15 protein-coding genes are annotated in these 15,470 nt (G+C 39.7%); 9 read left to right on the top strand and 6 right to left on the bottom strand.

Annotation, left to right across the window (positions count from 1 at the left end):
- Positions 1 to 2: 2 nt before the first annotated feature.
- The 3 genes from JK629_RS15245 to JK629_RS15235 all read right to left on the bottom strand — a co-directional run bounded on the left by JK629_RS15245 (position 3) and on the right by JK629_RS15235 (position 3,775).
- Positions 3 to 2,483 (bottom strand): DUF5686 and carboxypeptidase regulatory-like domain-containing protein, encoded by a 2,481-nt coding sequence (locus tag JK629_RS15245; RefSeq protein WP_202336455.1) that lies wholly within the window; start codon positions 2,481 to 2,483, stop codon positions 3 to 5.
- Between the two features lie 77 nt (positions 2,484 to 2,560).
- Positions 2,561 to 3,025: an SsrA-binding protein SmpB gene (smpB, locus tag JK629_RS15240; RefSeq protein WP_202336454.1), complete on the bottom strand. Its 465-nt coding sequence runs from the start codon at positions 3,023 to 3,025 to the stop codon at positions 2,561 to 2,563.
- 207 nt (positions 3,026 to 3,232) lie between these two features.
- Complete coding sequence (locus JK629_RS15235) at positions 3,233 to 3,775, bottom strand: SixA phosphatase family protein (RefSeq protein ID WP_202336453.1); 543 nt, start codon at positions 3,773 to 3,775, stop codon at positions 3,233 to 3,235.
- A gap of 156 nt (positions 3,776 to 3,931) precedes the next feature.
- Between JK629_RS15235 and JK629_RS15230 the strand changes: the two genes are divergently transcribed.
- From JK629_RS15230 to JK629_RS15200, 7 genes are all read left to right on the top strand, one after another.
- Positions 3,932 to 4,117: a CsbD family protein gene (locus JK629_RS15230; protein ID WP_202336452.1), complete on the top strand. Its 186-nt coding sequence runs from the start codon at positions 3,932 to 3,934 to the stop codon at positions 4,115 to 4,117.
- Between the two features lie 209 nt (positions 4,118 to 4,326).
- Positions 4,327 to 4,818: a hypothetical protein gene (locus tag JK629_RS15225; RefSeq protein WP_202336451.1), complete on the top strand. Its 492-nt coding sequence runs from the start codon at positions 4,327 to 4,329 to the stop codon at positions 4,816 to 4,818.
- A 248-nt stretch (positions 4,819 to 5,066) separates the two neighbouring features.
- Positions 5,067 to 5,414, top strand: a complete 348-nt coding sequence (locus JK629_RS15220; protein ID WP_202336450.1) for a hypothetical protein — start codon at positions 5,067 to 5,069, stop codon at positions 5,412 to 5,414.
- A 171-nt stretch (positions 5,415 to 5,585) separates the two neighbouring features.
- Positions 5,586 to 6,137, top strand: coding sequence for a hypothetical protein (locus JK629_RS15215; protein ID WP_202336449.1), 552 nt, complete (start codon positions 5,586 to 5,588; stop codon positions 6,135 to 6,137).
- 33 nt (positions 6,138 to 6,170) lie between these two features.
- The gene (locus tag JK629_RS15210; RefSeq protein WP_202336448.1) at positions 6,171 to 6,752 is read left to right on the top strand and encodes a super-infection exclusion protein B; all 582 of its coding nucleotides are present in this window, start codon (positions 6,171 to 6,173) and stop codon (positions 6,750 to 6,752) included.
- Positions 6,753 to 6,916: 164 nt separating this feature from the next.
- Entirely contained in the window at positions 6,917 to 7,546 is a 630-nt protein-coding gene (locus JK629_RS15205; protein ID WP_202336447.1) for a T9SS type A sorting domain-containing protein, read from the top strand.
- Positions 7,547 to 7,703: 157 nt separating this feature from the next.
- Positions 7,704 to 8,162, top strand: a complete 459-nt coding sequence (locus tag JK629_RS15200) for an SRPBCC domain-containing protein (RefSeq protein ID WP_202336446.1) — start codon at positions 7,704 to 7,706, stop codon at positions 8,160 to 8,162.
- A gap of 128 nt (positions 8,163 to 8,290) precedes the next feature.
- Here JK629_RS15200 and clpB read toward each other — a convergent pair whose 3' ends face one another.
- On the bottom strand, positions 8,291 to 10,897 hold the full coding sequence (gene clpB, locus JK629_RS15195; protein ID WP_202336445.1) for an ATP-dependent chaperone ClpB: 2,607 nt from the start codon (positions 10,895 to 10,897) through the stop codon (positions 8,291 to 8,293).
- 191 nt (positions 10,898 to 11,088) lie between these two features.
- Between clpB and ytxJ the strand changes: the two genes are divergently transcribed.
- Complete coding sequence (ytxJ, locus tag JK629_RS15190) at positions 11,089 to 11,481, top strand: bacillithiol system redox-active protein YtxJ (RefSeq protein ID WP_202336444.1); 393 nt, start codon at positions 11,089 to 11,091, stop codon at positions 11,479 to 11,481.
- 3 nt (positions 11,482 to 11,484) lie between these two features.
- Here ytxJ and JK629_RS15185 read toward each other — a convergent pair whose 3' ends face one another.
- Together JK629_RS15185 and fahA are read right to left on the bottom strand one after the other, a co-directional pair.
- A complete protein-coding gene (locus JK629_RS15185; RefSeq protein ID WP_202336443.1) occupies positions 11,485 to 12,666 on the bottom strand; it encodes a hypothetical protein in 1,182 nt (393 codons plus the stop codon).
- A gap of 51 nt (positions 12,667 to 12,717) precedes the next feature.
- Positions 12,718 to 13,998, bottom strand: coding sequence for a fumarylacetoacetase (gene fahA / locus JK629_RS15180; RefSeq protein ID WP_202336442.1), 1,281 nt, complete (start codon positions 13,996 to 13,998; stop codon positions 12,718 to 12,720).
- Between the two features lie 197 nt (positions 13,999 to 14,195).
- Here fahA and glyA point away from each other — a divergent pair, with 197 nt between their 5' ends.
- Positions 14,196 to 15,470 carry a serine hydroxymethyltransferase gene (glyA, locus tag JK629_RS15175; protein WP_202336441.1) on the top strand — a complete coding sequence of 425 codons (1,275 nt, stop codon included), beginning with the start codon at positions 14,196 to 14,198 and terminating at the stop codon, positions 15,468 to 15,470.

The following is a 15,470-nucleotide window of genomic DNA, read 5'->3' as shown; positions in this document are numbered from 1 at the left end:
AATTAAAGACCCAAAAGGTCAAGAAACTTCAGCCCGAAAATAAAAGCACCGTCACTGCCGCCGTTGTAATAGGAACGCACGTAATCTATGCGCAGCAACCTGAATTTTCCGAAGCCAAGGTTATCTATACCTACGGAAATTTCGGAATATGGTTTTCTTTCTTCGGTGCTTAAAAAATGTGCGCCCGCTACTAAGTTGAGGTTCAGTTGATTGATTCCGGGGATTTTCCCCAAAATCCACCCACGGAAATCATGCTCTACGTGGCCTTCAAAGTAGCTTTTGTTGGTACTAAAATTATAATAAGGCATCAAGTTAAAAACATTGGTATAATTCGGCGAAGTGCCTACCCGTGTTTGGTTTCCGTTGAAATGTTTATAATCTACAAACGATATTCCCTCACCGTTCGCAAAAGTCCCACCTTTCAAATTGTAATAAAACTGACCTTTATTTCCCAAGGAAATGGACTGGTTGAGGCTGGCTTCAAATTGGGTGTAATCGTAACGACTCTCCGTAATTGCGGCACCATTTTCTACCGAAAGGTTCAATTCGGGATATTTGTTGTCGCCGATATTAAATTTCATATCGGGATTTGAAAAATACTTTTGGGCGAAGTTGATACGCGCCCGAAGTTTGCTTTTCACAATGTTATGCTCGGCAATTGCAGCATTGTTGAAATTGTTTGGAGCCAAAGGATTGTTGCTGGTATAGCTCACATCGTCAAACGGAATGGTAACATAATCGGTATTGTTAAAAAGTGGTTTCCTGTTCTCATAAGCGACCTTTGCATACAGATGAAGCCCATTAAAAACTTCCTGACTGTAACCCAGCTGTCCAAAATTAAGCTCGTATAGCTTCATATAGTTTCTTTCAAAGAAAAGGGTGGCAATGGTATTGAGGAGGGGTGAAATAGGCTCAGAATCGTTAAATTGGGCCACTTTGCTTCCGCCGGAAAGTGAAATACGCAATTTATTGGTCCAATTGAAATTCCGAAGGATATTTGCGGTAAACCGAAGCCTGTCTTCTGCAATGCCATAATCTGCCCGAATAGCTGCAGAAAGCGTATTGGTCTGGTTGTCGTCATACCATTTGTTAAAGGTAAATCCAGCCGTGCTGTTCCAACCCTGTACGGTGTTGAAATTTATATTGGGCAACGGACCCTCATACCCAACCGACCATTTCTCGAAGGAATTTTTATAGGTATAGCCGGTCAATATGCTCAAAACGCCCGGTTTGTTTGACTTCGCATCGAGGGAGTCTAAATAGGGTTTTGAGCGTCTTAAAATCTGGATGCTGTCTTTTTTAATGTAATCCTTAAGTTCTTCATCTGTTAATGGCACGGGGCGGCTGCCCTTCCAATAGAGGCTATCTTTTTTGTTAGCCTCCGGTTTAAATGATAGCACCTCGTTGGTAAAGGATTTTTTGGTGAACTGTGGCTTAAAGTCATAATTGCTGTAAACGGCTATAAAACGGCCATCGCCTTCCATTCCCAAAAAGCCAAAACCAAAATCAACAGTCTGCGATATTTTTACCCAGAAGTCGTTTGTGGTGTCGTACTTGTAATTCTGCTTTACCATTAAATTGCTTACAAAAGGCACCTGTATGGCGGCCCCCGTGGTATTAAGTTCAACCCCATAGAGCTGCCAATCATCTTCCACAATATACACGTATCCTTGCCACACCCTGTCATTGGGGCGTTTGGGGATAACTTTTATTTTATTGATGAGTTTTGGCCCTTCGTAAAAAACCCCGTCCAGTTTGTAATTATAGTAGCTCAACGCATTGTTTGCTATGGGCGAAACGAGCGCTGCATTTAGCTCTATGGTATTTTCATAAAAAGAAATGTTGGCGCTCTGCGCACTGTTGAAACTGAAGCCATTATCATTCCCGCTTACTTTACTGGCAATGATTTTTTCGGTGAACTTATCCGGTTTTTGGTACGCTATTTCTGAAATGGTTTCCGAAAGGTAAATGATGCCCGTACGTGTAGAGTCCAGCATCCCATCAAAATCACCAACTTCCTGTCCCATAATTTTTTCGGGTACGTTTTTTACTTTCCACAGGCCGCGCGAGTAAAAATCGGCAGTGTACTCACTAAGTTTTTCTAGGTTTTCCTTTCGTTGGGCAATGGTCTTGCGGATGATGCGGTATGCGGGGTCTTCGGAGGTGTTTACCACCACTTCGTCTAGGCTAGTGGTTTCTTCTTCAAGGGAAACATTCAGAATATAAGGAAAGGCACTGGGGGCAATGGTCTTGGTAAGCGTTTTATACCCCAAGAACTGAAAAATAATTTTGTATTCCGTCTTTTGTGAAACGCTCAATGCATAATTGCCATCGTCATTGGTGGTGGTGCCTATGTAGCTATTTTGAAGATAGATGTTTACGTAGGGCAGGGGCTGGCCCTTGGTATCGGTTACTTTTCCCACTATTTGGGCTTGCGTTACATAAGCTGAAAGTAAAAGCAGGGCAAAGAGAATTTTTTTCATAAAAGAAAACGATGGCTGTTGTAATTATTCAACAACCAAAATACCAAAAGCTTGGGTGCCTGTAAAATTTTTATGAATTAATTATTAAACGCTTTTTTAATCCGGCTGAGTTGCTTTTTGGAGTCGCGTTCTTTGATGACTTCACGTTTATCATATTCCTTTTTACCGCGGCAAAGGGCAATGTCTACCTTTGCCAAACCTCTATCGTTGGTGAAGAGCACTAAGGGAATGATGGTAAGCCCGCTGTTTTTTACCTCTTTTTCAAGTTTTTTTAGTTCACTGCGGTTCAGTAAAAGTTTGCGCTCGCTTTTTGGGGCGTGGCTGTAGTGCGTGGCGTGGCTATATTCCTGAACGGTCATGTTTATCACAAACAGCTCCCCGTTGCTGAATTCGCAAAAACTTTCGGCTATGGAGGCCTTTCCTTCGCGGATGGCTTTTATTTCAGTACCGCGCAAAACAATTCCAGCTGTATAAGTATCAAGAATTTCATACTCAAACTTAGCTTTCCGGTTTTTTATTTTTACGTTTTTCTGAATTGCCATAGGTGCAAAAGTAGAATGATTAATGTAGAATTTATAATGTTTAGTGAATAATTATGATAGAATATAGATTATAGAATAGAGAATAGAGAATAGAGAATAGAGAATAAAGAAGAAAGAATAATTTCACTCACCACTCACCACTCACCACTCACCGCTCACCGCTCACCACTCACCGCTCACCGCTCACCGCTCACCACTCACCACTCACTACTCAACCGTAATGGTCTCTACATTTTTGTCCTTTCCGTTTATGGTCACTTTAAAGAGTGTAGCGTTGTCGCTATCATCCATATCATCAAATTTATCTTCGCCTATTAGTTGGTTCACCAATTGCGGGGTGGTGTTGCTGTGGCCCGCAATAAGCACCGTCTTGCCGTTTGTGTGTTTTAAAAAATCTCCTGAATAAAGGGTATTGGGATCATAGCGCTTTGGGGAAATCTGTTTTTGCTGTGCTATGAGCGAGATGGTCTGCTTGGTGCGCATGTATTTGGTAATGTAAATTTCATCAATCTTGATGGGTTCAAAATAGGTGGCCCAACGCTTGGCGCGCACCATGCCGTCTATATTTAGGGCAGGGTCTGGGTCTTTGGGGTCTGTGCGTAACTTTTCGGCGTGGCGTATTAGGTAATAGGTGGCATGATAGTCGCCAGAGATGCTTTGCTGGGCTTTGGGAGTTTCTTCTTTTTCTTTTTGTTTTCCACAAAAGGTGAAAAGTGGCAATAGTGTTAATAGGATGACGAAATGTTTCATAAAAATTTTTTTAAATAACATTTTTTAAGACTCATTGGCAAAGTTATAACTAAAACGGCTGAATCTTTAATATTTCATTATTATAAATAGGGGGGCGTCTGTTGTAATTTTATAAAACGAAAAAGAAAAATTAATTTAACTTAAAACAAAAAAGCTATGAACGAAGATCAGTTTAAAGGAAAATGGAACCAAGTAAAAGGTAAATTCAAACAAGAATATGCAGACCTTACCGATGATGATTTAAAGTATGCCGAAGGAAAATCTGACGAATTGCTTGGTCGCCTTCAAGAAAAGACAGGTGAATCTAAAGAAAAATTGAAAGAGAAGATTGACAAGTGGTAATTTTCACCTAAACTTTAATTACCGCTTTATTTGAAGCCGGACCCCTTAAAATTTCAAGTTATTGAGATTTTAAGGGGTCTTTTTTTGGTTTTCAATTTTTGAAAAAAATTCCGCTTCAGTCTTTCTGTTTTTTTATTACATTTAGCACTCTCCCCAGTTGCGGCTCCTGCCGCTTATAGTATATTGTATAATTTTTTTACTGATTACGTATGGCAAACATAAGCTACAACCAGATCCATGAAACGCTGGATGAGGCCACCATGGCGCTTATACTTCAAAAAATTCAGGAAATAAGGGAGCTGCTTCCCAAAGGCACTCTCACTGATGCCGAACGCAAACGCTACCGCGCGCTAGACGTGCGCAACCTGGCCTTTGTGGAAGATGTGGTGCGGCTCAAGAACGGCATTGGCGCGGGCATCTTGCCCCCAGTACTGCTCAACGATAACACAGATACAGACCTAAAACTATTTAAACAACTGCAAACCCTGCGCAGCCGCATAGATGGGCTAAACTATCTGCTGAAAGATGTGGAGCGCATCGTGGGGCACGAGGCCTACGGCACGGGGCTAGCGCACTATGGAATGTACAAGATTACTGCAAAGGCGGGCGTTGCCAACGCACAAAGCGCGATGGATGAGTTGGCGTGGCGGTTTGAGAAGCAGGGAAAGAGGGAGAAAAAGAAGGGCGGGCCAAAAGAATGATGAATTTTGTTAGCCTTAAACATACAGCTGTTAGAAATTGCCTAACACCCGTAAGGTTAAAACATACAGCTGTTAGAAACAACCTAAAACAAGTAAGTATAAAACATACACTTGTTAGAAAACACCTAACAAATGTAAGGTTAAAACATACTTCTGTTAGTAAATACCTTACACGTGTTAGGCTAAAACATACAGCTGTTGGATTTTATCTTACAAAAAGCACTAATTAACTATAAAGACTACTAAAAATGAAAACACAGAAGAAATTAATACCTCCACATGTAGGGAATTTACTGAAAACCTATTATAAAACAAACCGCATTAACAAATCTGGACTTGCGCGGGCCATGAACCGGAACAGGGCGACCGTTCAAGATTATGAGGAGCGCAAGAGTTTGCAGTGCAATGTGCTTTGGGATATATGTGTGGCAGTAGAGCACAATTTTTTTGCAGACCTGGCCGCGCAATTGCCGCAAACCTACACCACACATGTACCCGAAGACACCACCCAGGCACAACGCATTGCACAACTGGAGGAGGAAAACAAGATACTTGCCGGGCAGTTGGAGCTGTTGAAAGAGGTGATGGGGAAGTAAGAAAATACTTTTTGCATAGCTAGCGAAAAATTATTTTATCTTTATAGGATAACAGTAACAAAAACTTGGCATATCCTGACTTATTTACGGGGTATCAGTGATAAATGTTACTATATAATCAGTTGGGCAACATTTAAGAACAGCCAGCTAACAACCAATTTAAGTTATTGAATGAACGAAATATTTGACTTTATAAAAAACAACACCGGAATTTTCATTCTTTGCGTTGGTTTATTAACTCTAATAATCACTTTAGCGAAATTATTTCCGAAAAGACCGAAATTAAAAATAACAGGATATTCAAGGTGGGCTGGAGTAAATGCGACAGAAATACGCGGAAATGATGACCCTTCCGATAGAATGGTAGGAGACGAAACAAATGCCTCAAGAGAAATGCTAACGACTATCACCTTATCATTAAGAAACACTTCAAAAAAAAGAGCATTTAACGTTCGGATTAAAAAAATGCGTAATGGAATTCGAGTTAGAAAAAATCTTCCAGAGGACTATTCTATTGAGCCTGATGGAGAAGCTACAATTGAACTCGAATATGCCAAAAGGGTTTTCGGAAAATTTAAGAATATAAAAAGACCTGAATTTTTTAAAGATATTGACATAACAAAAGACTTTAGAAAAAAGGAATCGATTGTGGATATTAAGTATGAAAATTCGAAAGGAAAAGAATATACAGTATCGCATCGACTTAAAAAAAGTGGAAAATAATTACAACAGCTTAAATCATTTTAAAAACAAACCTTGGAACATTTAAAAAACTTATTTGATTTAACAAAATTGCCCGCAAAATTCTTCTTTCTTTTTGCGGTTATTTCTGGTTTTATACTTTTCGCTGACAATACAATTTTAGAAAAAGTTCAGCTTGACAAACTAAATGAAACCTACGATTGGATTGTTGGACTTGTTTTTATTACATCATCTGGACTTGTAATTGTAAATTTCATTATCTGGTTATTCAAATATATCCGTACTCAATTTAAAATCCAAAAAATTAAAAACAGCTTTAAGGAAAGATTGAAAAATCTTGATTTACACGAACAATCTGTCATCAGAGAATTTCTTATAAATCAACAGACTTCTATCGAAATGCCAATCGATGACCCTGTAGTGAGTGGACTTTTAAAAAAACGGATTCTTGTCATTAATAAACAGCTTGGAAATGGATTTATGATGACAGGTTCATATACTTCAGTTTCCATAAACGAATACGCTGAAAAGTATCTGAATTTATCGGACATTGGTTTAAGCGAAAAACCAACTGAAGAGGAAATTAATGAAGTAAATAATAATAGACCGAAGTGGGTTAATAAATGGAATTACTAAAAAAACGGTGTACAACATTGGCTGTAAACAATTGCTATTACAGGCTTATCCTGAAAATTCCTGCAGAATTTTTAGCTTGTAGTATTCTTGCAAAAGTCCGTGCTAACCCATGCAACTGTTCATAGAGCCAGAGACCGTTACCCAACATATAAAAAAGAGACATTATGAAAACAATTACATTGACATTTGCAATTTCTTTGGTTTTCGCCTTTCAATCATTCGGACAAATTAATCCAGTTCAAAACCTAACCTGGGAACAATGGTATGAGTTTCCCAACAATTTTTTTATTCTCGATTGGGATGAACCAGAACAACCCCACGATGAAATCGTGGGCTATAATATTTATAGAGAAGACGACTTTTATATATTTATAAGTGACGAAACTTCTATTTATAATATTGAAACCATTAATGGAATTGAAAGCAATTGCGGAGGTGTAGATTTTTTATTATATAATGGTGGGGGTGGATTTAATGCCCACGTAACAGCCGTTTACAATCCTGGACCAGTGGAATCGGACTATATTGAAACTGTGTATGTTGGAGGGGCAGTCATAAATGTTGAAGATTTTAATTATCAAAAAGCTATAATTTATCCTAATCCTTCAAATGGCATCATAAATATTGGAAATAAAAACTTGAACAAAATTTTAGTTTACCACATTTCAGGAAAAAAAGTTAGAGAATTGCCGGCTAACCCTCAAATTGATCTATCCGATATTTCCAAAGGTATTTACGTGATAAAGTTGATTTCCGATGAGGGGATATTAGTAGACAAAATTGTACTCAAATAAATACATTGAAGCACACCCTATAACAATTTGTTTCTCGCTATCCGCAACCCTTGGCTGGCCAAGAAAGAAGTGCATTTTTTAAGAATTAATAAATTTAAAAGCTAACATTATTAAATTCAGAATATTAGCTAAATTTAGGCCTCTAAAACAACTACCGATGAAAAAGATACAATACCAAAAAAAGATAAATGCATCGTCTCAAAAGGTCTATGAAACGATGCTTGGCTTAAAAGATAAAGCTACTTATGAGTCGTGGACAGCAGCTTTCAATCCTACCTCCACTTTTGAGGGCAGCTGGAATGAAGGAAGCAAAATACTTTTTGTGGGGCAGGATGAAAATGGCAAAAGAGGGGGCATGGTTGCAGAAATAGTAGAAAATAATCCCGCAAGTTTTGTTTCAATCAGACACTATGGAATTTTAGATGGCGATACAGAGATAACCTCTGGTGAAATGGTAGAAAAATGGGCAGGTGGACACGAAAACTACAAGTTTAACGAAAACAATGGCGTTACTACTGTAACCGTAGAAGTAGATGTTGTTGATGAATACTTGGATTACTTTGATAAGACCTACCCAAACGCATTAAACAAACTGAAAGAAATCTCAGAAAAATAAACCACACGCTATTTATAGCTCTGAAACATACAAAAGAACTATTTAAAACCACTTTATTCTGTTCAATCCAATAAAGCAAAACCCCTAGGCAAACGCCCAGGGGTTTATAGTTTCACTTTATTTGTTGCTTATTTTTCATCGATAACGGCATCTTGGTTTCTAAAAACCAGTCCGTCATCAAAGCTATCCAGCAAGATAACACTCTCGGTAGTAATTTTTCCGGCAAGTATTTCTTTACTAAGCTGGTTAAGTACTTCGCGCTGTATCACCCTTTTTACAGGTCTTGCGCCAAACTGCGGATCAAAACCTTTTTGTGATAAATAGGCAATGGCCTCAGGAGTTGCATCCAGCACAATGTTTTGTTTTAATAACATTTTGGAAACGCCTTTCAATTGCAGGCCAACAATTTTCTGTATGTCAGTTTTTGAAAGTGGCGTAAACATAATAATGTCGTCAATGCGGTTCAAGAACTCTGGGCGCACGGTTTGTTTCAGTAAGGCGAGTACTTCTACCTTGGCACCTTCCATAGCGGTCTCAGGGTCTTTCACGCTCTCAAAACGCTCTTGGATTATCTGGCTTCCCATATTGCTGGTCATAATAATAATCGTATTCTTGAAATCTGCCAAGCGCCCTTTGTTGTCGGTCAAACGCCCTTCATCCAAAACCTGCAACAAAATATTGAAAGTATCTGGATGGGCTTTTTCAATCTCGTCCAGCAATACCACGCTATACGGTTTGCGGCGTACGGCTTCGGTTAGCTGCCCGCCTTCGTCATAACCCACATACCCGGGAGGTGCACCAACCAAACGGCTCACACTGTGCCGCTCTTGGTATTCGCTCATATCGATACGGGTCATTGCGTTTTCATCGTCAAACAGATATTCTGCTAGGGCTTTTGCAAGCTCGGTTTTACCCACACCCGTGGTTCCCAGGAAAAGGAAACTACCTATGGGTTTCTTTTCATCCTGTAATCCTGCTCTGCTACGGCGTATGGCATCACTCACTGCCTGAATGGCTTCGTCCTGGCCCACTACGCGTTTGTGCAAGTGGTCTTCCAACGTTAAAAGTTTTTCACGGTCGCTCTGAAGCATTTTGGTTACGGGTATTCCGGTCCATTTTGCAACTACTTCGGCAATATCCTCACGGGTTACCTCTTCTTTAATCATAGAAGAACCGTCTTGATTTTCGGCAAGCTGGGTTTCAAGTTTGTTAAGCTCTTCCTGTGCCTCTTTAATTTTACCGTAACGCAATTCGGCTACTTTTCCAAAATCGCCCTCACGTTCGGCACGTTCAGCTTCCAGTTTGTATTCCTCAATTTGGGTTTTAAGGTTTTGTACATTGTCCACCACCTCTTTTTCACTTTGCCATTTTGCATTGAGTTCGTTGCGTTCTTCTTTTAAATTTGCCAATTCTGAGTGAAGGGATTTCAGTTTGGTTTCATCTTTTTCACGTTTTATGGCTTCAATTTCAATTTCAAGCTGCATAATCTTTCTGTCCAAAACGTCCAGTTCCTCTGGTTTGGAATTAATTTCCATCCTAAGTTTACTGGCTGCTTCGTCCATAAGGTCAATGGCCTTATCGGGAAGAAAGCGGTTTGTAATGTATCGTTCTGAAAGCTCTACAGCCGCAATAATTGCTTCGTCCTTAATGCGCACTTTGTGGTGGGTTTCATATTTTTCCTTAATTCCACGAAGAATTGAAATAGCGCTCTCGGTATCGGGTTCGTCCACAACTACTTTTTGGAAACGGCGTTCCAGGGCTTTATCTTTTTCGAAATATTTTTGATATTCATCCAAAGTAGTTGCGCCTATGGCACGAAGTTCTCCACGGGCGAGTGCGGGCTTTAAAATATTCGCCGCATCCATTGCGCCTTGTCCGCCACCGGCGCCTACTAAAGTGTGTATTTCATCAATGAAGAGAACAATATCTCCCTCACTGGAAGTTACTTCCTTGATAACTGCCTTTAGTCGCTCTTCAAATTCACCTTTATACTTCGCACCGGCAATCAGTGCGCCCATATCCAGCGAATAGATTTCTTTCGACTTGAGATTTTCAGGCACATCTCCGTCCACAATTCGGTGGGCAAGTCCTTCTGCGATTGCGGTTTTACCTGTTCCGGGTTCACCAACCAGCATGGGGTTGTTTTTGGTCCTTCTTGAGAGTATTTGAAGAATTCTTCGTATCTCCTCATCACGGCCAATTACAGGGTCCAGCTTGCCGTCGCGGGCAAGTTGGTTGAGGTTTTTGGCGTACTTATTCAAAGAGTTGTAAGTTTCCTCGGCACTTTGTGAGGTTACTTTTTCACCGCCGCGTAATTCATCAATCGCGGTTTTCATTCCTTTTTCGGTAACTCCCTGATCTTTTAAGCTTTGTGCAATACCGCTTTTTGAATTTAGAATAGCCAACAATAAATGTTCTATGGAAACATATTCATCGCCCATTTTTTTGGCAATATTGCTAGCTTCGATTACAGTTTTATTGGCTTCACGGGATAACATGATATCGCCGCCGGAAACCTTTGGAAAGCTTTCCAGTTGTTTGTCAAGAATCTGTTGTAAAGTAGCGAGGTTTACGTTAAGTTTCTTAAGAATAAAAGGTGTTACGTTTTCGTCCACCTCAAAAATAGCTTTGAGGATGTGTTCGTTTTCAATCTGTTGGTGGCCATAGCCTTGCGCAATCTGATGTGCTTGCTGAATGGCCTCCTGGCTTTTTATTGTAAAGTTGTTAAAGTTCATATATTAAGGTTTTTGTTTCTTGTTTGCGATTGTGTGATCTCAAATTTAAAGCCATTATAAAAGTAAGACAAAATGGCTGCTAAATCCTTTGATTTAACAGACATTATGACTGATTTTAAGTTTTTTACTTTTTATAATTTCTTTTAGATAATAGCGCGGCTATAACTTGTAGTTTTGTAAAAAAGAAAACCATGGGATTATTAGATATATTTAAAACGTCGAGAGACATTGTAAAGGAAGATATAGTAGAAGTGCCTTGGCATGTGTTGGGCACAATGGATCAATTGGATGAAATTATAGAACAGTCTAAAAGCAAGCCTGTTGCTATTTTCAAGCATTCTACCCGTTGTGGCATTAGCCGAGGGGTTTTAAAATTGTTTGAGAAAAACTACAAACTTACTGATGACCAGTTAAAACTTTATTTCTTGGATTTATTGCAAAACCGTGATATTTCAAACGAAATAGCGGCTCGTTTTAAAGTGCAGCACGAAAGCCCGCAAATGATTGTTATTAAAAATGGGGCAGTGGTACACCATGATTCGCATCATTCTATTGAGGCTTCGCACTTGGAGCGATATATTTAAGATTTAAAAAGAATTGTCCCTTAAAATCTCCTTAAACCGTTCCTTTATATCTGTTCCGGCATCAAACACCATTTGTTCGTTGTTGGGAAAGGGTATAAAATGATTATTCAAAAGTCTACGGTCTTCAGCGGTTAATGCGCGTTCATCGCCGCGGAAATTTGCAAATGTATTTTCAAAAACAAATTCGGAAGAAAGTGGAAAACTGTTTATTTGGCGCCGTTTGTTTAAATCTTTATAAACAACAGTACCGCCCACGAACACACTTTTTTGCTGAGTGGTTATGGTAATTTGGGCTGAGACGTTAATAAACTTATCAATTTTAATGGGGTTGCCCAAACTATCTCTTACAATATTTCCTTTGCGGTCACGCCCATATTCGTATCCGTCTTTTATACGCTGTGTACGGGTATATTGCCTATCGGAAATGCGTTCAGGTGAAATTTGAATGGTTTGAAAATTTAAATCAATTCCCAAATCATAATTTATTCCGTTTTCCCGTTGTCCATGATATTCGGTCCAAAAATCATCCAGGCCGTACGTATGGAAATCTAACAGATCCCGCTCCAACCTAAAAGGAATAAATTGGCCAGTGTGATTGTTTAAAGTAACGAAAACGAAATCTGTTCCGCGAAAGTGGGCATCTTCCCTAAGCTGATGCACGTCGCGATAATTGGGCTGCACTTCATCCAATTCACACAAAACATTGAAAGCGCTTCTGTAGTCTTTTTTGGTATTGTGCTGCATATAAACAATGGCTTCCTGATACAGAGCTTGAGTGTATGCCTCTTTTGCGTCCAAAATATCATTTGTATAATCTGTAAATACAAAATTTGCCTTCCTTCCCATTTCATTGCTGTAAAGAGGAAGCAACGGACGGATTAAATCTTGGCGAGCTCGAAGATCCAAATAAGTGTAATAAATTTCTTTTGCGCCTCTTGGACTATTTACTTTTTTGAGAAAAGCAATGTGGCGCGAATCTTCATCCTTAGCTTTCAAGAAAGCTTCTTCTAATAAACGAATGTGTGCATCGTATTCTTTTGCGTCTTTATCTTTTTGAAGTTTTTTTACCGCAAGTTCAATGGCTTGGTTATAATTACCTTGTGCAACGAACTTTTGGGTGCGCTTCACGCTATTGCATGAAATGCTGAAAAGCGCCGTAAATAGAAGAATATAAAAAGCCTTCATACCGAAATTGATTTGGTTATGAAGGCTAAATTACAATAGTAGTGCCAAATATTATTGTTTGATGGCCGGTAAAAGTTTTGTCCTGCATTCACCAAAACCAATCCGTACATTTTCGTTTTTACAAAAACCTTTCAAAATAACGGTATCGTTGTCATTTATAAATTTCCGCTCCGTACCATCTGAAAGTGTAATGGGTTTTTCCCCGCGCCAGGTTAGCTCAAGCATGGAACCGTAAGAATCTGGTGTTGGTCCTGAAATTGTTCCGCTTCCCATCATATCGCCACTGTTCACGTTGCAGCCGTTGATAGTATGGTGCGCTAATTGCTGGCTCATGTTCCAATACATATATTTAAAGTTTGAAGTAGAAACTTTTGTTTCAGCTCCATTTTCAGGAGCAATATATACTTCAAGGTTTATATCGTAGCTTTTCTTTCCTTTATATTGAAGATAGGGCAGTTGTTCCATTTCAGGTTTCGGACTTTCTACTTTGAAGGGCTGCAGCGCATCCAGTGTTACAATCCATGGTGAAATTGAGGAGGCAAAATTCTTCGCCAAAAATGGGCCGAGCGGTACATATTCCCACTTTTGAATATCACGTGCGCTCCAGTCATTGAAGAGTACCAAGCCGAAGATATATTCCTCAGCTTCATTTACCGGAATAGGTTCTCCCAAAGCATTTGCATCTGTGGTTATAAAGGCCATCTCCAGTTCAAAATCCACCAACTTTGAAGGGCCAAAAACTGGTTCCGTCGCACCGTCGGGCATGGTTTGTCCCCAGGGTCGCCGTGCATTAATTCCGCTTGGGATTATGGAGGAACTCCTTCCATGATACCCTACTGGAATGTGGAGCCAGTTGGGCATTAACGCGTTGTCCTTTCCACGAAACATAGTTCCCACGTTAGTGGCGTGTTCCTTACTGGAATAAAAGTCTGTATAATCACCTACTTGCACGGGAAGTTGCATCTCCACTTCATCCATCGTGAAAAGGATATGCTGTCTGTGATCTTTGTTATCACGAAGCTTAGGATTTTCCGCATCAAAAATATCCGCAATTCTATTTCGTACCAAACGCCATGTTTTTCTTCCGTCACTTATAAAATCATTTAAGGTGTCTTGCAGAAAGATATCATCAGTAAGTTCAATTCCATTAAAATATCCAAGTTGGTGCAACGCGCCAAGATCAATGGCATAATCGCCAATCCGGGTTCCTATGGTAATAATATCGTCGCGCGTTAAAAATACGCCAAAGGGTATATTTTGTATTGGAAAATCAGTGTCTGGCGTAGTATCCAGCCAGGTTTTTCGTTTGGGGTCGTTCGCTGTTATGGGCATTTTTTAAAATCTTTTGTAGTTGCAAATAAAACTAAGGAAAAAAATTCAAAAGTTTCAAAATCAGAGAATTAATTCGTTAGTGCAATTTAGTTACAACCAAGGTTTTGTTAGTAAATTTCTTCATCAAATATATATATTTCATGATAGTTACCGAATGTAATTACTATTTTTGGATTTAATTAACTTTTACTGATATTATGCAACGCGACGAACAAATTTTTGAACTAATAGAAGCCGAAAAACAACGCCAATTGAACGGTCTGGAGCTGATTGCCTCAGAGAATTTTGTGAGTGACCAAGTTATGGAAGCCGCAGGTTCCGTTTTAACCAATAAATATGCCGAAGGCTATCCCGGCAAGCGCTATTACGGCGGTTGTGAAGTGGTAGACGAAGCAGAACAAATAGCTATTGATCGCGCCAAAGCTTTATTTGGGGCCGAATATGCAAACGTTCAACCACACAGCGGTTCGCAGGCAAACACCGCTGTTTTCGCTGCGTGTTTAAATCCTGGTGATAAATATTTAGGGTTTGACCTTTCGCACGGCGGGCATTTAACCCACGGTTCTCCCGTAAATTTTTCGGGAAGACTCTATAAACCAGTTTTTTATGGGGTTGACAAAGGAAGTGGAAGAATTGATTATGATAAAGTTGAGGAAATAGCCGTTGCCGAAAAACCGAAAATGATTATTGCCGGCGCCTCGGCCTATTCAAGGGAAATAGATTATAAGCGTTTCCGAGAGATTGCCGATAAAGTTGGCGCTATTCTGTTTGCAGATATTGCCCATCCCGCCGGGCTGATTGCAAAGGGAATTATTGGCGACCCACTTCCGCACTGCCACGTGGTAACAACCACCACCCACAAAACCTTACGCGGTCCGCGTGGCGGAATGATTTTGATGGGCAAGGACTTTGACAATCCCTTCGGTCATAAACTGAAAAACGGAAACCTTAAAAAAATGAGCAGCCTTTTAGACAGCGCTATTTTCCCCGGCAATCAAGGTGGGCCGTTGGAACATATAATTGCCGCAAAAGCAATTGCTTTTGGCGAAGCTTTGACGGATGATTTTCTTCATTATATGGTGCAAGTGAAAAAGAACGCTGCGGTAATGGCGCAAAAATTTGTAGAAAAAGGATATGATATTATTTCTGGCGGAACCGATAACCATATGATGCTTATCGACCTTCGGAACAAAAATATATCTGGAAAAGAAGCTGAAGAAGCTTTGGGCAAAGCAGATATTACGGTTAATAAAAACATGGTTCCATTTGATGATAAATCGCCTTTTGTAACCAGCGGAATTCGTATTGGGACAGCTGCGGTTACTACCCGCGGTTTGGTTGAAAAGGATATGGAGAAAATTGTGGATTTGATCGATGAGGTTATCACTAATCACCAAGATGAAGACAAGCTGGAAAGTATAGCTGAAAAAGTGAACGAAATGATGGCTGGACTACCGCTTTTTAAAAATTAA

The organism is Aequorivita iocasae, assembly GCF_016757735.1.
GTDB lineage: Bacteria > Bacteroidota > Bacteroidia > Flavobacteriales > Flavobacteriaceae > Aequorivita > Aequorivita iocasae.
This window is presented reverse-complemented; position numbering and strand designations above follow the sequence as displayed.